This window comes from Spirosoma migulaei, assembly GCF_054776855.1.
Genome location: NZ_BAAHBG010000004.1, coordinates 1 through 18,517, shown reverse-complemented (window position 1 = coordinate 18,517; position 18,517 = coordinate 1). Strand labels below are relative to the sequence as shown.

Sequence of the window (18,517 nt, the reverse complement as noted above, 5' to 3'; positions counted from 1 at the left end):
AATAGTAGTAGCGCTATCAATAGGTAGTCAGCGAATGATTAGTCGTCTTTAGGCTTTTACCAGCCGCTACTGAAAGTAGGTACCACTAGTTCACCGATTACTGGAAGAAGAGGCAAACCGGTAAGTAATCAGAAAAAACAGCACTTGTCCAACCACTGAAAGCCACTGATGCTAAGATAGTAGACGCATTCTAGAGGCCTTTGGCGATACAGATATAGCGGCCTATCTTCACGGCAGTTAATTTGTTTTTAATCCTTGTTATCTACTCATTATGAAAAACACGATCAAGCTAACAGCAGTCTGTTTACTTCTTGTTGGTGCGCTGCTTTTGTCCAGTCAAGCTCAGGCTCAGTTACAAGCTAACCTGAATGGTAACTTTCTGGCCCCAACCGAATCCGGCTCTTCATTCTCTGACGGCCTTTGGGGTGGTGGTGTTACGCTCCGCTATTTTGTTAACCCTAAGTTGGCCGTTGGATTAAACGGTCGGTATTTTACAAAAAGTAATTCAGCAAGTTTCGTTTTGGATCCTGGAATTGGGGCTAATGGATCGGTTAAAGCCTCTGGGAATCTACTAATGGTAACTGGTCAGGCAGAGTATTTTTTCTCCCAGTCAGCTTTGCGGCCCTATGTGGGGGTAGAAGCCGGGTTGTATAGAGCCGCTGCCAGCGTTGAGATTACCAGCGGGGCTCAGACTTTAAAATCAGCAGATAACGATAGTAAGTTTGGCGTAGCTCCGAAGGTAGGATTACAGTATGCTATTTCACCTGCCTTTGGCGTAAATGCGGATGCGGGGTATCATATCGTTTTTTCTGAAGGTGATACGGGAAAGATGCTTTTACTAGGGGCAGGCGTCTACTTTGTAGTTGGCCAGCGATAGGAAGACGTTAAAAAGGACAGATACAAAAATAGCCAGCAGAAGTGCTGGCTATTTTTGTATCTGTGAAATGGCTGAAGGATTCTATCGTCTCACTTGGAAGCGTTCTATAAGAATCCCCAGTCCTGACGAATTGGTTTTCCAGCAGTGAACTGCTTTCTTAAACATGGTCTAGATCATAGGCTCCGCAGCAAGCAACGTTGAGCTATTACCAGCGTCCTTGTCTGGTACCTACTTTAATAGTGGACCTGCTACCTTTAACTGGACATTAAGTTAAGCATGATCTAACTTAGTGAACTATGAAAACCAGGAGGCAGTACGACCGCACGGGCGGCCCCGGAGGAATTTAAACGAATGGCAGTGGAGTTGGCCGATGCCAAAGGCTCTCTGAAAGTGACCGCTGAAGAACTCGGTATCACCCCACAGATTCTAACCCGGTGGCGCAGAGAACGCTTATCTACCCCAAAAGCTAATACCAGTGGACGAGCGGGGGTCAGCCAAGAGCAGCAGGAAATTCTGCGGTTGAAAAAAGAATTGAAACAAGCTGAGCTAGAACGAAGCGCCGAAGCGACGCGATATATTAAAATCAGTGTACAGCGCATACGCTGTTGAATAGCCAATACAACTTACGTTCCCGGCCAGAAGCCCTACCTTTAGCCGACTTTCTGAACCAAGCCTCCCGCTTTATTGGTACCTAATTGAGTCCTTCCTTAAAATCTAGGCTGGAGCGTACGATGCCTTTGGTTAAAAAGGCATTTGGTGAATGAATTGGTGATCGCTTCGGCGAATCCCGTACAGAAAACTCTTACAGTCCCGGTGCGCTCCCGGAAGTCGCTAATCATCAATGCACTATGGGAAACAGCCAAGCAGCTTTTACTATTATCCATGCTCATGCCGCTGGCATTGACGTGGGCTCACGGAGCCATCTGGTCGCTATTGATCAGAACAAAGACAACGTTCGCGAATTTGGGGTGTACACCAAGGATCATCAGCAACTTATTGACCATTTTCGTCAGCATGGCGTGACGACAATCGCCATGGAGAGCACCGGTAGCTACTGGCAGACCTTGTTCAATGCGCTTCAGCGGGCTGGCTTTGAGGTGCTGCTAGTGGGCGGTAGCCAGACCAAAAATGTCAAGGGCCGCAAAACGGATGTTATCGATTGCATCTGGATTCAAAAACTACACTCGTTGGGTTTACTATCCGGCAGTTTGCTGCTCAGTGATACCTTTCAGCAGCTACGAACCTACTATTATCATCGTCAGCATCTAGTCCAGCAGTCAGCTCGCTATAGCAATAAGATGCAGAAGTCGCTGCGGTTAATGAATATCCGATTGGATGTGGTGCTGAGTGATATCACCGGTCAATCTGGGATGGCTGTTATTGAAGCCATTCTAGCTGGGCATCGGGAGGCTGATGAGTTGGTATCGCGGGTGGGTGATCGGCTCAAAAAGCCTCGTCAGGAGATTGCCGATGCGTTGCACGGCTGGTGGCGGGAGGAATTGCTCTTCGAACTACAGGCCTCACTGGATTTTTACCGACTCTACGAAGGCAAGATCAAAGAATGCGACCAAGTCATCGAAACGTTTCTGATCAAGTATGCTCCTCAGATTGAAGTAACGGCAGATGAGAAGAAGCAGCTAAAGACACACCGCAAGCGTGCTGGTAAACATGCCCCTGGCTTTAATCTCTCCCAGTTAGCTTACCAATATTTTCGAACCGACTTATTCGCTGTATCAGGCGTCAGCTATAATACGGTTCTATGCTTGCTAACTAGCCTAGGTCATGATATCCATAAATTCCCCAATGCTAAAAGTTTTGCGTGTTGGCTAGGCTTAGTACCTAATAACAAAGTCAGCGGGGGTAAGGTCATCAGTAATCGTCGACCTTCTGGTCGGAACACAATCGCTAAAGCGTTGCGTCATGCGGCCAACTCGATTGGTAACCAGAAAGATCATGAGTTAACCCCGTTCTTCAAGCGGATTGCTTTTAAGAAAGGCCGGATTGCGGCCATTATCGCCACAGCCCGCAAGTTGGCGGTTATCATCTGGAACATGATCAGTAAAGGGGAAGCCTATCAAAAAGAACGCGTGGAGTTGAACCAGGAAAAGTAGCGCGGCCTCAAGCTGAAGCACTTAGACAAGAAACTGCATGCGCTCCAATTAACCCAAGAAGAGTTAAAAAAGCTATTCTCAAAGCACTCTTTATCAGTATAGTAGAATTCAGTTGTACAGAAAAGGTATTGTCCAGATTAATACCTAGGTTGGCCACCGTCTTGGCTGGGAACACCAATTTGCCGGATGAAGAGATGTAACCCGTCAAAACTACCTTCGCTGGCTTAGCTGCTTTTCCGGTTTTAGGCTTAGCCTGGCTGTTGTCAGTCGTCGAGAAGAAATGGATATTGATTGCTTTCATTCTAGATTGTTTAAAAGACGAGTTCTTGGAGCAAATAAACGGTATAAAACCATGTCTCACTGAATGATAGCTAACCAAGCAATGTATGATCAGCTATCCAAGATATCGCTTATTTAGAAACGGTAAGGGAGAGGGATGGTCATTAGAGAAGTGTTTTTTTGATTATGCGAATTATTAATTTCTTTCCCAAATTGATTAATTTCTTTCCCAAATTGGTTAATTTCTTTTCTAAATAGATTAAATCGTACTTTGTTTTTAACGCATGCCAAATAATAAATATTATTAAAAGGAAATTTCTTTCTATTTGTTTGATTAAGCCGGACAGATAGAAAGAAATTTTCTGATTAGATTTTTACTGTTAAAAAAATGAGTTTGCATACTGAAATATTCTGTATATATTATTGAAAATCAGCTATTTAATTTAAATAAAAAGGAAGATTTGTCGGTATTTTTTAATGTAATAGATATAAAAAATAAAACTTATATTTATGGTATAATATAGAAAATCTTGATAGCTCTATTTGCAAGATAATACCAATTCGCCGATTAATAAATTTTTTATAACCTTAACTGAAGTTCCCAGAATACAGTTTTAATCCTAAATAAATATTTAGTTGTATTGCATCAATAAACTCTATACCTAACTATGTTGAGTATGTTGATAAAATATATACTTTTTTTAGGCCTATTCTGTTACCTAATTACTAACAGTTTAGCGCAGGCTCCTTTAAGTGGGCCTGTTGCTGGTACGCTAACAAAAGCGAATAGCCCCTACCTCATTACCGGTTCAATAACCATACCTACTGGACAAACACTCACCATCGAGTCAGGGGTCGAGATTCGCTCCGCTTCTCCATATGATCAGATTGCCGTCTATGGTACATTACTGGCCCAGGGTATGGTTAGTGACTCGATTCGGTTTACCGGTTTTGCCAATCCCGCTTATGGTTCATCGCATGGGGGCCAACTCAATTTTGCCAGTGGTAGTGTCAACTCGGTATTGTCCTATGTGGTCATCGATCAGTGGGCTGATACGTATCCGTATGCGAGGGGAAACCGGCCAGCTGTTAATGTTAGTACAGGAGTAAGCTCATTGACTATCAGCAACTCCTCGATCCGCAACAGTAAAGGCCGGGGTATCACCATCAGCTCATCGGGGGTGAGTATGAGTGATTGTTCGGTGAGTTACAGTGGAGAGGTTGGCATCAGTATCGATATGGTCTCGATCAGCCCCGTCATTAGCTCGGTCGCGTTTTCGGGCAATGGCAATGCCATAGTTGCCTATGCCTCGAGTGTGAGCGGTTTGAGTAACCTAACCAATGCCGACATCCAGTTGCGGGGTGGCCCTACCGAGACCTCCTGCAGTATCCCCAAGGCCGGCCCAGGTTCGTACTACAATCTCGCGGAAAGTGGCTTTTCGATCTCGGCCAATACGGTGACCACCATTGAACCAGGAGCAGAGATTCGTTCCCCTTCTGCCACCGATCAGATTGTAGTCAATGGCACGCTGCTGGCCCAGGGTACGGCTAGTGACTCGATCCGCTTTGTCGGTCTTGCCAACCTGCCGAATGGGACAACGCATGGGGGGCGACTCATCTTTGCTAATGGTAGTGTCAACTCGGTATTGTCCTATGTGACCATCGATTACTGGGCCCAGACGTATCAATATGGCCCTAACCGGGCAGCTATTGAGGTTAATTCAGGCGTGAGTGCATTGAGTATTAGTAATTCCTCGATCCGCAACAGTCAGGGTCGGGGTATGCATATCAGCTCATCAGGGGTGAGTGTGAGTAATTGTAGGGTTAGCAATAATGGAACCATAGGTATTAACATTGATGTGGTCTCGATCAGCCCCGTCATTAATTCGGTCGTGTTTTCGGGCAACGGTAATGCCATGATGGCGTTTGCTTCGAGTGTGGGTGGTTTGAGCAATTTGACCAATGCCGACATCCAGTTGCGAGGTGGCTCTACCTAGACTTCGTGTAGTATCCCCAAGGCCGGCCCAGGTTCGTATTACAATCTGCTGGAAAGTGGCTTTTCGGTCTCTGCCAATACGATAACCAGTATTCAACCAGGAGCAGAGATTCGTTCCCCTTCTGCCACCGATCAGATTGTAGTCAATGGCACGCTGCTGGCCCAGGGCACGGCTAGTGACTCAATTCGGTTTGTCGGTCTTGCCAACCTGCCGAATGGGACAACGCATGGGGGGCGACTCATCTTTGCCAATGGTAGTGTTAACTCGGTATTGTCCTATGTGGCCATCGATCACTGGGCCCAGACGTATCAATATGGCCCTAACCGGGCGGCTATCGAGGTTAATCCAGGGGTGAGTTCGTTGAGCATCAGCAATTCCTCGATCCGCAACAGTCAGGGTCGGGGCATGCATATCAGCTCATCGGGGGTAAGTGTGAGTAATTGTACGATAAGCAATAACGGAACCATAGGTATTAATATTGATACGCCCTTGATCAACCCTGTCATTAATTCGGTCGTGTTTTCGGGCAACGGCAATGCCATGATGGCCTTTGTTTCGAGTGTGGGTGGTTTGAGCAACCTAACCAATGCCGACATCCAGTTGCGGGGTGGTGCTACCGAGACCTCCTGTACGATTCCCAAGCCTGGTTCGGGCTCGTACTACAATCTGCTGGAAAGTGGCTTTTCGATCTCGGCCAATACAGTGACCAGTATTCAACCAGGAGTAGAGATTCGTTCCTCTTACGCCAATGATCAGATCACTATCAATGGTACGCTGCTGGCCCAGGGCACGACTAGTGACTCGATTCGGTTTACCGGTTTTGCCAATCCCTTTTTTGGTACAACGTATGGGGGACGATTCAACTTTACCAGTGGTAGTAGCAACTCGGTGTTATCGTATGTGGCCATCGACCGCTGGGGGGAGACCGATCAGTATGGGTCTATGTGGACTATTATTAGCAATACCGGGTCGATGAGCGTGATCAACTCTTCGATTCGTAATAGCAAAAGAGTGGCTATTCGTATTGAACCGGTGTCGATTAGTCCGGTGATTTCGGGTGTTTCGTTTGCCAACAACGGCAATGCCATACTAGTCCCGGTTTCGAGTGTGGGCGGTTTTAGTAACTTAATCAATGCCGACGTCCAGTTGCGGGGTGGGGCCACCGAGACTTCGTGTACGATTCCCAAGCCCGGTCCGGGTTCGTATTACAATCTGCTGGAAAGTGGCTTTTCGGTCTCTGCCAATACAGTAACCACCATTGAACCAGGGGCCGAGATTCGCTCCGCTTCTCCTTACGATCAGATCGTGGTCAATGGTACGCTGCTGGCTCAGGGCACGGCTAGTGACTCGATTCGGTTTACCGGTTTTGCCAATCCTGCTTATGGCTCATCGCATGGGGGGCGAATCAACTTTGTCAGTGGTAGTGGCAATTCGGTGTTGTCGTATGCGGTCATCGACAGCTGGGGGGAGACTTATCAGTATGGGTCTGCTACAGGGGCTATTGTTAGCAATACCTCCTCCCTTAGCATTTCTAAAGCAACCATTCGTAACAGCAAAATCAATGGGATCTATAATAGTAGTTCGCCGATAATTGCTACGTCGACTATATACGGTAATTCAACCGGGATTTTTAATTTGGCTGGCCAACCTGTTCTTCAGAACAATAAAATCTTTAGTAATACGAATTACGGCATCAACAATGTCAGTAGCGACACGGTTGATGCCCGAAATACGTATTGGGGTGCCTCAAACGGCCCCTTTCATCCTACACTTAATCCGAATGGAAACGGGAATAAAGTTTCTGATAGAGTAAAGTTTATTCCTTGGCTTGAACAGGTAGGCCAGGCTGACCAAACGATCAATCTGCCTGAAATTCTTGATAAATATGTAGATGAAACGGTGGTACTTAATGCTACTGCAACGTCCAATTTGCCAGTAAGCTTTTCAATCAATACAGTACCAGCTGCCGATGTGGCAAGTATTACCAGTAACACAATTACGTTCCCTGGAACAATTGGACAGGTAACGGTTACAGCCTCTCAGGCTGGCAACGATTACTTTAAACCAGCCACATTACAACGAACATTTAATGTTTTGAAGCGTAATCAAAGCATTTCAGTTGCCACAATTCCGACAAAAACATTCGGCGATGAACCCTTTAGCCTGACTGCCATAGCGACATCGGGGTTGCCGGTTACTTTCAGTGTTGTTTCCGGCCCTGCGACAATAAGCGGAGATTTATTGACGTTGACGGGGGCAGGTTCAGTCGTCGTGGAAGCCAGCCAAATTGGAGACCGGGTATATAATCTGGCCATAGCCTCTACTACATTTACGGTGGTGAGCGCCAACCCAGTGGTGCAGGCCAGCATTAGCCCCAGCTCAGCGACCCTGACGTGTGCCAGTCCAACGGTAAGCCTGATTGCTTCGGGCGGCCTGAGCTATCGCTGGGAGGATGGCAGTGAAAATGCAGAACGATCGGTGAGTACAGCAGGGGTGTACGCTGTAACGGTGACTTCGTCCAGTGGCAGTACGGCTACAACATCAATCTCTGTGGGAGCCGATCAGACTGCTCCTTTCCTCAGTATCAATCCAAGTGCTGCAACCTTGACCTGCGCTAGCCCGATTGTGAGTCTGACGGCCGTGGGGGTTGGCTCGCTACGTTGGGATGACAACACCACGAACGCCATTCAGATAGTAAGTGTGGCGGGTACCTATTCGGTTACGTTGACGGGCTCGAATGGCTGTACAGCCACGTCCAGTGTCATGGTTGACTCGGATCAGACGGCACCATCGGTGAGCATCAATCCTTCAAGTGTAACCTTGACTTGTGCTACGCCAAGTGTGAGTTTGACGGCAGCTGGCAACGGGTCGGTACGTTGGGACAATAACGATACGAATGCGATTCGGACGGTGAGTGCACCGGGCACTTACTCGGTAACCTTGACCTCTCCTGGGGGGTGTACTGCTACGGCCAGTGTACAAGTGAGTAGTGACCAGACAGCGCCCGCAGTGAGTATTACCGCATCCTGTACTACGCTGACCTGCGCTAATCCTACAGCTACGCTGACGGTTCTGGGAGCGGGTTCAGTCCTGTGGAGCACGAATTCGACCCAGAGCCAGATTAGTGTGAGTTCGGCTGGAACCTATTCAGTGACATTGGCTGCGCCGAGTGGATGTACAGCCAGTGCGAGTGTAACGATAAATGCGGATCAGACGGCGCCCGCAGTGAGTATCAATCCTAGCATCGAAACACCAGCTGGTACTACGTTGACCTGTGCTAGTCCTTCGGTGAGTTTGACGGCGGTGGGCGTTGGTACGTATCGATGGAATACAGGAGCAACCTCGCAAATTATCAGTGCAACGTCAGTAGGCACCTACTCGGTGACCTTGACGGGGGCCAATGGTTGTAGCTCGTCAACCTCGATACAGGTCTTCCAGGATAACTCGGTTCCCACAGTGAGCATCATTTCCAGCAGTACTACGTTGACTTGCGCTAGTCCCTCCATCAGCTTAACAGCGGTCGGTAACGGATCGGTACACTGGGAAAATGGGTCAACCAATGCCATTCGGACGGTGAGTACGGCGGGTACTTATTCCCTAACCCTAACGGGCTCGAATGGCTGTACGGCTTCGGCCAGCGTTAGCATTGTGGCCAATCAGGTGGTACCAACTGTCAATCTGACCAACAACGGGCCTATCACCTGTACGCAGACTAACGTGACACTCACTGCTTCCGGGGGCGATGTATATCAGTTTAGCGCTGGTGCTACGCAAAGTGGTGGTGATGGAAGCAAAGCTACCGTCAGTCAGCAAGGGGTGTACTCGGTGACCGCTCTGAGTGCCAACGGATGTTCTGCCATAGCCTCTACCACTGTTAGTAGCAACACGGTCATTGCTGCTCCTACGCTGCAAGCTTCAGCGACGACAACCACCAATCAGCCTATATCCGTGACGGCCAGTGGTTGCTCGGGCACGCTAACTTGGCAAACCCAAGGTGGAACAGGAACGGCTTCAGGAGCAGTCTACACGTTCACCCAGCCGGGTAGCTATATACTATCAGCCACCTGCCAATTGGTTAGCTGTACCAGTCCAGCTGCGTCTCTGACGCTGGTTATTCAGGCAACTGCCGCTACGCTGAGCGTCTCCTACCAGAACGCCGATCTTAATCAGCCAACTAACAACGCGATTAAACCTAATCTCCAGCTCAATAACGAAGGTAGTACACCTATACCTTATGGAGAGATCACCGTTCGTTACTGGCTGACGGCTGAAAACTTTGCCCCCATGACGAATCTATCGATCTACTGGGCGCAGCTGGGCACAGACAAAGTGAAGTTGAAGTACGTCGAAATAGCTCAGCCCCGGCAGGGCGCCTTTGGGTACCTGGAGTATAGCTTTCTGTCTTCTGCCGGGAATCTGGCCCCCAACAGTAATTCAGGGCCTATTCAAACCGGAGTTGGCAAACAGGATTGGACGAATTTCAATGAAGCAGATGACTATTCATTTGCCAACAACAATAGCTATGTCAAAAGCAGTAAGGTAACCGCTTACCGCAATGGCGTGCTGATCTGGGGGATTGAGCCGAGTGTAGTTGCCCCTCAACAGCAGCTGAAAATCCTGACCCAGAATCAGAGTTCGGCTACGACCAATTCGATCAGTACGTATTTACAGCTTAGCAATGAAGGCAACGTCGGGGTTAATTATTCCGACCTAAAAGTCCGGTACTACTTCACCTCGGAAGGCACACTGCCGCTAAACTTCTATTTGGACTATGCGGTGCTGGGTAACAGCAATGTAAAAGGCACATTTGTGAAAGTGAATCCGCCACTAGCCAATGCCGATACGTATCTGGAATTGAGTTTTATGAACCTGAGTAAGCTATACCCGTTAAGTGGGACGGGCAATATTCAATACCGCATCGCCAAATCGGACTGGACTAATTTTACGCAGACGAATGACTACTCTTACCAAAGTGCTAATTCGTTTGTGGAAAATAGTCGGGTAGTTGTCTATTTAGCAGGTCTGCGCGTGTATGGTATAGAACCCGGCGCAACTAGTCGGGAAGCGGCCCCTGAACCGAGCACTGGTTTGTCCGTGAAGCTCCTTGGCAATCCGATGGAGAGCAATCAGCTTGAGGTAGCGATAAGTGGGGTAGAAGGGCAAGCTGTTGAGCTGAAGATGTACAATCAACAAGGGCATCCCTTGACTTATCAGCGGATTGATCAATCGGCCGCGCATCAGCGAGTCCAACTGGTAGTCGAAAGTCCTCCGGGAGTATTGCTCTTGCAGGTTCGTACGGCTATGGCGTCGCAGAGCATCCGGGTTGTAAAAATTCGTTAGGTAGAGTTCAGTAGTCACGTAAGGTGCTCCACTGGTATATTTTCTTCAGTGGAGCACCTTATTTGTTTTGTCAGGGAATCAAATCTAACTTATCTCAGTCCTGTTGCTAGTGTAGCCTGTCTGATTCTGATATAGATTGTCAGATTTTCACCAAAAACTGACAATCTATGCAAGATCACATTCGCGACCTGCGGAGTCGCTTACAGTCAACAATCCCGAGAGATCGCCGTGTTCCGTATCCTCTTCGGCGGAGAAGAAGTTAGCCAAATAATGGAGCGTTTTTGTGAGATTGTTAGAACCTGTTTAAACTTTTATTTTTCAAGAAGAATTAGGTGTTTTTTGCTCCTACCGAAGATCCCTTGTTCCTCGGGATGACAAAAAACACTTATTACCACCTATTTATGAAAGATTAAACAGCTTCACTATCAACTGGTATGATATAATCACCTATTTTAGACAAAAAACTATTCATAAGCCATCGATGCGTACGTTCTTCATTTAGCTTCATTGATAACACATCACATATCATAGCCACAAAAAGCGCCTACAAAAGACCTTAGTTCTGTTGAGTGCGTAGGTTATCAAATAATCCTCAAAGCGCACAAACGATGCTTCTACATCGCGTTTCACTCGAGGAGCGGAGCACGATGTAGAAGCAGTCAGGGCCGGTGACATGGACGCCGTTCAGAAAGATCTGACTGTTTTTATCAGAGATGTTTTCAACACTTAGTGATACTATCCTACATAAAGGTATGTATTCAATTTACCTCTATGTACTGGATTGGCCTGAGTGCGTTTATACTAATCTGTCCCGCTTGATGCCCATTCGGACCATTTTAGCTTCCAATGTGGTCGGTTTAATATTAAGCAATTCGGCCGCCCCTCTTTTACCTCGAATCCGAAAATTCGTTTGTTTAAGAGCTGCCAGAATGTTGTCTCGCTCGGCTTGAGCCAAAGGCTTGACGACAATTCCATCTACTGGCTGGCTGTTAGGCAGAGCTGGTGTTAAGTTCGCGGCAAGGGGTTCAACAAGAGAAACCTGGGCCGTAGTGCTCATAATAGCGGCCCGCTCCAGTAAGTGCTCTAACTCGCGGATGTTGCCCGGCCAATCATACGCGTACATCTGTTGTAAAGAAGAGGCCGAAAGTTCCGTTAATTTTTTTCCAAGCTTTTTGGTAATCTTTTGCAGAAAGTAGGTGCTTAGCAGCGTCAAGTCTTCTTTACGCTCCCGTAAAGGAGGCAAATTAATGGGAAAAACATTCAGTCGGTAATACAAATCCTGCCGAAAACGACCAGCTTCCACGGCCTGCTGAAGTTTCCGGTTGGTGGCTGCAATCACGCGTGCATCGCATGGAATTGGGCCCTTGCCCCCTACTCGTTCAATTTCTTTTTCCTGTAAAACCCTTAGTAATTTGCTTTGTAGTTCCAATGGCAACTCGCCAATCTCGTCTAGGAAAATAGTCCCTCCATTCGCCAGTTCAAACTTGCCAATTCGTTTCTCTATAGCACCCGTAAACGCCCCTTTCTCGTGGCCAAATAAGTCGGATTCGATCAGGTTGGCTGGGAGTGCGGCACAATTGAGCTTAATTAGGGCTTTGTTCCGGCGCATTGAGCGGTTGTGAACCGCTCGGGCGATGAGTTCCTTACCCGTACCTGTTTCACCTTGGATAAGAACGGTGTAGTCTGTTGGAGCAACCTGTTCGATGCTCCGAAATACATGCTGTAGGGCTGGACAGTTGCCAACCATCTCCTCAAAGTTAGCGCCTGTCTTTACTTCTTCTTGCAGATATTTGTTTTCCTGCTGAAGCTGCTCGCTAAGTTGCTCAATTTTATTGAAGGCAAGTAAACGGTCTACTGTCAAAGTCAGAGAAGACCTAAGCCGCTCCAGCAAGCCCAAGTGATGATGTTGATAGGCTCCTGGCTGTCGATGAAAGAAGTTTAAGAAAAAGGTACCATCCTGCGCTGATTGGAGTGGCATGACTAGATTCGATTGCAACCGAAATGTTTTGGCAATCAGTTGTTTCATTGGATCCTGCTGGCAAACTGTCTCAAAGTCATCTCCCGTATATACAAACGTTTGGGTGTAGGAAGCATCCGCACGGGCGCGGATCTGCTGGTATTTTTCCAGAGTCAGGCCGGTCATCGCCAGAAGGTTCTCAACGTTGATAGTCTGGTATTCGTCCGGGCCGGTTCGGAAGAAGCTACAGGAAAGAAAAACATCAGAGGGTTGGGCTTTTTCTCGACCGATACTAAAATAATCGAACGGGATATGAGGTTGAAACAGTTGAGCGGCCTTGAGCAACCGTTGCTCCCAGTCAGTATGTTCCGATAAGGCATCCGTCAGGGCAATCTGCAGGGCCTGTTCCTGTCGGATCTGAACTTCAACGCTGTGAGCATGACGGTAATGGGCAATCTCCAGGGCCACCAATACGTCTTTCTCGCGGAAGGGTTTTACCAGGAAACCGTAAGGTATAGTTGCCTTGGCCTGCTCCAGAATGGTGCTGTTGGTATTGGCTGACAGATAAACGAACGGAATATTTTCTTCGTTGAGTCGATGAGCCAGGTCGATCCCGGTTTCGTTTCCTTTCAGGTAGATATCTACCAAAACCAAATCTGGTCGTCGCTGATAAGTAAGTTCCAACGCTTTAGATACTGACAAAGCGATTCCACTTACCACAAACCCCGCTTTTTCTAAGATAAGCTGTAGATCATTGGCCACCGCAAACTCATCTTCTACGATCAGAATGGTCTGCGTACGCTGCTGAAATTTGAATCTGTTTGTTGACATGAGTGATAATGATCTAGCTTGGAACAACACTTGTTTTTATTAATCTCCGAGCAGTATCTCCATTACTAAGGCAAGGAAAATTAAGAATCGCTTTCAGTAAAGTTTGCATCGAGCGACGGCTGTTTGCTCAGCCATCGAATTGTAGAACCGTCGAATGATCAATTCACAACTCTCCTCCTAACTGTAAGTTAAAGCTCCGCGTGAGTTCTATAGCCAATGATCAACTACATCCTGACTCATGACCTGATAGTAACCTCAGCCATCGTCAGCAATATTGTTCTAATCAGGTCTGAGGACTATTTATAAAATTAATAATAACACATTGAATCAGTCAAACCTCTCATAGCTAAAAAGATCATACTATCCATACAACCACTCCAACCCATTGGAGGCACATTATTGGATACTCCACTGAGTTGGAGTTAGCTGCGGGGCAAGGTTTCTTCATTTAACGCACCCATAAAGCCATTTCATGCATTTTTCGCTACCAGAACGTCATTTAGCGATTTGCAACTAAAAGTCTAGCGATTTGGCACGCTTTTCGGATTTCTCTTTTAAAATCGTTTCTCTGGTTGATTTCTAATTCTCAATAACTAGTTGTATTTAACGATAAACCGTTATGAATCAGCCTACAATACTTTACTCATTATCAGCAGGCTCGCCCGATATTACTCTAGTTGAGAGCCTTAACAGTCAACTGATTAACGACTGGATTTTACACCCAACCACCGACTTTCTAGATGCGCAGTGTAGTTGGAAGTTGGGAGAGGGGCAATACGTAGGCGCTGACTTTTATAATCGCTATGTGAGCCAACTAGCAGAAACTTACTCAAGGTGGATTCAGGTAGTTAAGCGCATTGTAGGATCTCAGATTGGCGGGGTTGTGGTTGGTGAATACCACTTTCAGCGGAAGCCGGATGGAGACCGGTGTAAGGTAGCCTTTATTCAATTTTACCGGATTGAAGGTAGGCAAATCGTCTCTGCTCAGTTCTACACGGGTGAAGTTAAAACTAGCGCTGATTCACTACACTGGCTGGCAGACGTCGATTTACCGGCCTACGCTTTGGCATTGAACTGATCCTGTTATCACCGAGCACTTGCATTTAGGCTCACTTTAACCCTCCTGCGTATGGCTTCTTTGTACAACTCATTCTCACCAAACAAAGTGATGGTACAGATTACCGAATTTGATGACGTTGTCGCCTGCAAGAACGTTAGGGTACGTAAGCTCATGGATGCTATCCTGGATCTGTTCGAGGGGGCTGTTACCCATCACTATCGCTACTACCCCAACCTTATTGGTGATGAATCACTGCTGGCCGCTATGGCACTAGAAGCGGCCAAACGTCAAGGACAGTTTCGCCCTTTATATGACGCCCTGATTACCCAGAAAGCTATTAATTGCGAATCGCTTTTGACACTGGCCAGTCGGTTAAATCTGGACGAGGACAAGTTTATGCACGATTTAACGAGTGACCAGGTCCACAACGTCGTTAAGGCTGATTGGCAAGCCGGTTTTGCTTTACGGATACAGTCTACTCCGACCCTTTATGTGAATGGATACCGGTTTTATGGCAAACCTAGTTTATCAAGGCTGCTTCCGTTTGTGCGTCATTGCGCTGATCGTTCTAGCAGTGCGCTTGGTTATATGGGCCAATTCGAGCAAGTATCAGTAAGGAAACAAGACATTCTTTCGCAAGGATCAAGCTTCTTGTTGTAACCTATATGGCATATCGTTAGCACACGATAAATGCATCAGTATAGTGCTTTGACTGTAGTGTGATAAGTAATAGAAGTGAGTACATGTACATACTCCATGACCTAAAGCTAGACCGAAACAGACTTTGCAAACCAGTTTAGATGATAGTAAATCAGTTTGATTAACGTTAGTCTCATGAAAAAGAAAATCCTCTTCGTGGTATCCAGTGCGAATCTTATTGGACCAAAAAATCGGCGTACCGGTAACCTGCTAACCGAAGTCGCTCACCCCTATGAAGCCTTTAAACAGCCGGGTTACGACATTGATATTTACAGCGTAAAAGGGGGCGAAGCACCAATTGACATGGTTGAAGTCGATGACCCCGTAAATGGTACCTTCCTCAACGACGAAGGTTTGCAGAAAATGAAAACGACCAAATCCATTGATACGGTTTCTGTGGATGAATATGATGCTGTGTTTGTGCCAGGTGGACTGGCCCCTGTTGTGGATATGCGGGATAACCCAACAGTTCAACAGATCTTATCGCCCATGTACGACAATAGGAAAGTAGTCAGTGCGGTTTGTCATGGTCCAGTGTCGGTACAGGCGAAAGCACTAAGCCTGACTACTCTCAAATAGCCAGCCTATAAAGCCAAGTCGTTTTGTAGGAACCTTAGTGTATCCAACGATTGGCCAATCGCTTTTTACTTGTTCTCAAACTTTTTCACTTAACAACTAAATTATCATGAAAAGCTTAGCCCTACTTCTATTATCAGGAGCGATCTTATCAATTGTTGATTCGAATGCTCAATCAAAGAAAACCGATTCAGCTAAACCAACCATTGTTTTTGTGCATAGTTTATGGGCAGACGGATCGTCATGGAGTAAAGTAATACCGCTTTTGATTGCCCGGGGTTACAAGGTCATATCCGTACAAAACCCAAATACATCGCTTGACGACGACATTGCAGCCACTAAACGAGCCATTGCCATTGCCGGTGGTGATGTAATTCTGGTGGGGCACTCGTGGGGAGGTTTTGTTATCACAGAAGCCGGCGATCATCCACAAGTAAAAGCTTTAGTTTATGTAGCGGCCTATGCACCTGACAAGGGCGAAACGGTTCCTTCCCTAAGTGAAAAAGCCGCACCCACTCAACTTTTTTCGTTCTTACAAACGGAAAACGGTTTCGTAACGCTGACTAAAGAGGGTGTAACTAAAGTCTTTGCCAATGATCTTACGGCGCAGGAGCAGGAACTGGTTTTTGCTGTACAGGTACCAACTTCCCCAGAGGTGTTTAAAGGGGCCGCGAATGTAGTGGCCTGGAAACAAAAACCCTCCTGGTATATAGTGGCTTCGGAAGATAAGACCATCAACCCCGACCTGGAACGCTTGATGGCGCAACGGGCAAACGCAAAAACGACTACGCTGAAGTCCTGCCACATTGCCATGCTGTCTAAACCTAATCAGGTCCTGGAGGTGATTCTGGAGGCCGCTAAACAGCCGGTTAATTAGTTGAGGCAAGAAGAAATTATGCGGAAGATGTAATTCTGAAAAGGAAGACAAAAAAGATTCGTCCGGTTCGATAGATGCTATTAAGGCTGACAGGCTGATCTACAGCATCCATCGAACCAATTTACCCTCTTTCTTTACCATGAATGATTCTATTTTAGGTCTTCACCATAGTACAGCCATCGCGGACAACGCCCAGCGCAATTACGACTTTTACACCCCCTACTGGAACTGCGTATGGTAAAGAAGACGGATAATTTCGACGATCCGACGGCCTGCAGATCACCCCGAAAATTGACCTTGACTACTTTTTCACGCTCTATTTCCGCGGACCGAGGCGTTCTGTTCGAAATCGCAACCGAGAATCCGGGCTTTACCGTCAATGAGCCGCTGGCCGAGCTGGGCAATCATCGCAAACTGCCTAAACAGTACGCAGCTTTCAAAGAGCGGATCGAAAAGGCGCTACCTATCTTACGGGTTAACTGACCTGCTATACAATTCAGTCAAATTGTATATATTGATTACCAAAACAACCCAAACTGCATGCAAACGCTTAGTCAACCACAAACAAATACGTTCGTTTCGGAACAGGGATTGAATGTTGTGTACAAGCATTGGAAGGTGGCCGACACCCCAAAAGCCACTGTGGTGTTTGCGCATGGCTTTAATTCGCATAGCGGCTATTTCCAGTGGCCAGCCGAACAATTAACGGCTCAGAACTATGAGGTGTATGCAATTGACTTTCCGGGCCGGGGCAACCAGACGGCGAACGGTACTATATAGCCGACTACGAGCAGTTTGTCAAAGAGCTGGATAAACTAATAGATATTGCGAAAGCCGCACATCCGGGATTACCGATTTTTTTGATAGGACATAGTGCGGGTGGTGTTTTGTCGGCTGTTTATGCGTTGGAGCATCAGGATAAGCTCAGCGGTTTTATTTGCGAAAGTTTCGCGTTTCAGGTACCCGCTCCCGATTTTGCTGTGGCTGTTCTAAGAGGGTTAAGCCACGTATTCCCCCACGCACACGTGCTGCGACTAAAAAACGAAGATTTCTCCCGCGATCAGGCTGTGGTTGACTTCATGAATAGTGACCCGCTCATAGCGAATGAAGTTCAACCGACGAAAACCGTGCAGCAATTATCGCTTGCCGACGAACGACTGAAGACTGGATTTCCTGCCATAAAAGTGCCTCTACTCATTCTGCACGGTGCCGCTGACCACGCCACTAAACCCAGTGGAAGCCAATTTTTTTACGACAATGCCTCACCGATCGACAAAACACTAAAATTTTACGAGGGCCATTACCACGACTTATTGAATGATATCGACCGAGAAGTTGTCATGAATGATGTGCTGAACTGGCTCAATAAACGGGTCAACTAAGACAAAACAGTCATTATACTACCTCGCCATTCCGAAGCAGAGTTTACCTACGTTAACTGAAACAGCTGGGTACCTCACAGGCGACAAATGGCATCGAGTATTTTGAAGATGTACTCCAAAACGTAATCACAATCTAGGCGGGCCAGTTGACTTCTTCCCGAAAACGCAGGTGTAAAGACATCCCAGCTTGACTGTCGATCTGAAGCTGGCCCGCTAATTGTTCACTGAAACCACGTATTAGGGTCATGCCCAGCGAACGGCTTCGGGCGGGGTCAAAGTCAGCGGGTAACCCCACTCCATCGTCCGTAATCATTACTCATATTCCTTGTGGCCTACCTCTTTCAGGCTCACCTGCACTGTACCCGTTCGCCCACTGGGAAAGGCGTACTTAAGAGCGTTGGTGATAGCTTCGTTGATGATCAGCCCCAGCGGGACGGCCTGCGTGACGTCTAGCTCGATAGCGGCCACTTTATGTGGTCAAATGAAAGTGGACAGACGCGGGTGAAAAGAGAAGAGATGGCTTTAGCCACT

13 protein-coding genes and 2 pseudogenes are annotated in these 18,517 nt (G+C 47.1%); 11 read left to right on the top strand and 4 right to left on the bottom strand.

Annotation, left to right across the window (positions count from 1 at the left end):
• The first annotated feature begins 271 nt into the window (after positions 1-271).
• From ACYVGO_RS04750 to ACYVGO_RS04740, 3 genes and pseudogenes are all read left to right on the top strand, one after another.
• A complete protein-coding gene (locus ACYVGO_RS04750; protein WP_460967947.1) occupies positions 272-877 on the top strand; it encodes an OmpW family outer membrane protein in 606 nt (201 codons plus the stop codon).
• A 345-nt stretch (positions 878-1,222) separates the two neighbouring features.
• A pseudogene (locus ACYVGO_RS04745) lies at positions 1,223-1,486 on the top strand (transposase); the annotation flags it as partial.
• Between the two features lie 239 nt (positions 1,487-1,725).
• Entirely contained in the window at positions 1,726-2,988 is a 1,263-nt protein-coding gene (locus ACYVGO_RS04740) for an IS110 family RNA-guided transposase (RefSeq protein WP_460967945.1), read from the top strand.
• Positions 2,989-2,995: 7 nt separating this feature from the next.
• Here the strand turns inward: ACYVGO_RS04740 and ACYVGO_RS04735 are convergent, their stop codons facing one another.
• Positions 2,996-3,289, bottom strand: coding sequence for a hypothetical protein (locus tag ACYVGO_RS04735; RefSeq protein ID WP_460967943.1), 294 nt, complete (start codon positions 3,287-3,289; stop codon positions 2,996-2,998).
• A gap of 655 nt (positions 3,290-3,944) precedes the next feature.
• On the opposite strand from ACYVGO_RS04735, the gene ACYVGO_RS04730 reads away from it, so the two are divergent.
• On the top strand, positions 3,945-5,264 hold the full coding sequence (locus ACYVGO_RS04730; protein WP_460967942.1) for a right-handed parallel beta-helix repeat-containing protein: 1,320 nt from the start codon (positions 3,945-3,947) through the stop codon (positions 5,262-5,264).
• A gap of 279 nt (positions 5,265-5,543) precedes the next feature.
• Complete coding sequence (locus ACYVGO_RS04725) at positions 5,544-10,604, top strand: cellulose binding domain-containing protein (RefSeq protein WP_460967940.1); 5,061 nt, start codon at positions 5,544-5,546, stop codon at positions 10,602-10,604.
• Between the two features lie 796 nt (positions 10,605-11,400).
• On the opposite strand, the gene ACYVGO_RS04720 is transcribed toward ACYVGO_RS04725, so the two are convergent.
• Positions 11,401-13,392, bottom strand: a complete 1,992-nt coding sequence (locus tag ACYVGO_RS04720) for a sigma 54-interacting transcriptional regulator (RefSeq protein ID WP_460967939.1) — start codon at positions 13,390-13,392, stop codon at positions 11,401-11,403.
• 619 nt (positions 13,393-14,011) lie between these two features.
• Here ACYVGO_RS04720 and ACYVGO_RS04715 point away from each other — a divergent pair.
• The 6 genes and pseudogenes from ACYVGO_RS04715 to ACYVGO_RS04690 all read left to right on the top strand — a co-directional run bounded on the left by ACYVGO_RS04715 (position 14,012) and on the right by ACYVGO_RS04690 (position 17,986).
• Complete coding sequence (locus ACYVGO_RS04715; protein ID WP_460967937.1) at positions 14,012-14,470, top strand: nuclear transport factor 2-like protein; 459 nt, start codon at positions 14,012-14,014, stop codon at positions 14,468-14,470.
• A 51-nt stretch (positions 14,471-14,521) separates the two neighbouring features.
• Positions 14,522-15,112, top strand: coding sequence for a DsbA family protein (locus ACYVGO_RS04710; protein WP_460967935.1), 591 nt, complete (start codon positions 14,522-14,524; stop codon positions 15,110-15,112).
• Between the two features lie 174 nt (positions 15,113-15,286).
• Positions 15,287-15,730, top strand: coding sequence for a type 1 glutamine amidotransferase domain-containing protein (locus ACYVGO_RS04705; RefSeq protein ID WP_460967933.1), 444 nt, complete (start codon positions 15,287-15,289; stop codon positions 15,728-15,730).
• A gap of 106 nt (positions 15,731-15,836) precedes the next feature.
• The gene (locus ACYVGO_RS04700; RefSeq protein ID WP_460967931.1) at positions 15,837-16,604 is read left to right on the top strand and encodes an alpha/beta fold hydrolase; all 768 of its coding nucleotides are present in this window, start codon (positions 15,837-15,839) and stop codon (positions 16,602-16,604) included.
• Positions 16,605-16,838: 234 nt separating this feature from the next.
• Positions 16,839-17,087, top strand: a complete 249-nt coding sequence (locus ACYVGO_RS04695; protein WP_460967930.1) for a hypothetical protein — start codon at positions 16,839-16,841, stop codon at positions 17,085-17,087.
• A gap of 57 nt (positions 17,088-17,144) precedes the next feature.
• Positions 17,145-17,986, top strand: a pseudogene (locus ACYVGO_RS04690) (lysophospholipase).
• A gap of 133 nt (positions 17,987-18,119) precedes the next feature.
• Here the strand turns inward: ACYVGO_RS04690 and ACYVGO_RS04685 are convergent.
• Positions 18,120-18,299 (bottom strand): hypothetical protein, encoded by a 180-nt coding sequence (locus ACYVGO_RS04685; RefSeq protein ID WP_460967928.1) that lies wholly within the window; start codon positions 18,297-18,299, stop codon positions 18,120-18,122.
• Complete coding sequence (locus ACYVGO_RS04680; RefSeq protein ID WP_460967926.1) at positions 18,299-18,454, bottom strand: hypothetical protein; 156 nt, start codon at positions 18,452-18,454, stop codon at positions 18,299-18,301. Before ACYVGO_RS04680 ends, ACYVGO_RS04685 begins: the two co-directional genes overlap by 1 nt.
• Positions 18,455-18,517: the final 63 nt, after the last annotated feature.

Excerpts from the sequence above, each read along its gene's own strand:
- ACYVGO_RS04710 (WP_460967935.1), top strand. The coding sequence starts at position 14,522 with ATGGCTTCTTTGTACAACTCATTCTCACCAAACAAAGTGATGGTACAG.
- ACYVGO_RS04720 (WP_460967939.1), bottom strand. The coding sequence starts at position 13,392 with ATGTCAACAAACAGATTCAAATTTCAGCAGCGTACGCAGACCATTCTG.
- ACYVGO_RS04695 (WP_460967930.1), top strand. The coding sequence starts at position 16,839 with ATGGTAAAGAAGACGGATAATTTCGACGATCCGACGGCCTGCAGATCA.
- ACYVGO_RS04750 (WP_460967947.1), top strand. The coding sequence starts at position 272 with ATGAAAAACACGATCAAGCTAACAGCAGTCTGTTTACTTCTTGTTGGT.
- ACYVGO_RS04685 (WP_460967928.1), bottom strand. The coding sequence starts at position 18,299 with ATGATTACGGACGATGGAGTGGGGTTACCCGCTGACTTTGACCCCGCC.
- ACYVGO_RS04705 (WP_460967933.1), top strand. The coding sequence starts at position 15,287 with ATGAAAAAGAAAATCCTCTTCGTGGTATCCAGTGCGAATCTTATTGGA.
- ACYVGO_RS04715 (WP_460967937.1), top strand. The coding sequence starts at position 14,012 with ATGAATCAGCCTACAATACTTTACTCATTATCAGCAGGCTCGCCCGAT.
- ACYVGO_RS04735 (WP_460967943.1), bottom strand. The coding sequence starts at position 3,289 with ATGAAAGCAATCAATATCCATTTCTTCTCGACGACTGACAACAGCCAG.
- ACYVGO_RS04730 (WP_460967942.1), top strand. The coding sequence starts at position 3,945 with ATGTTGATAAAATATATACTTTTTTTAGGCCTATTCTGTTACCTAATT.
- ACYVGO_RS04700 (WP_460967931.1), top strand. The coding sequence starts at position 15,837 with ATGAAAAGCTTAGCCCTACTTCTATTATCAGGAGCGATCTTATCAATT.
- ACYVGO_RS04740 (WP_460967945.1), top strand. The coding sequence starts at position 1,726 with ATGGGAAACAGCCAAGCAGCTTTTACTATTATCCATGCTCATGCCGCT.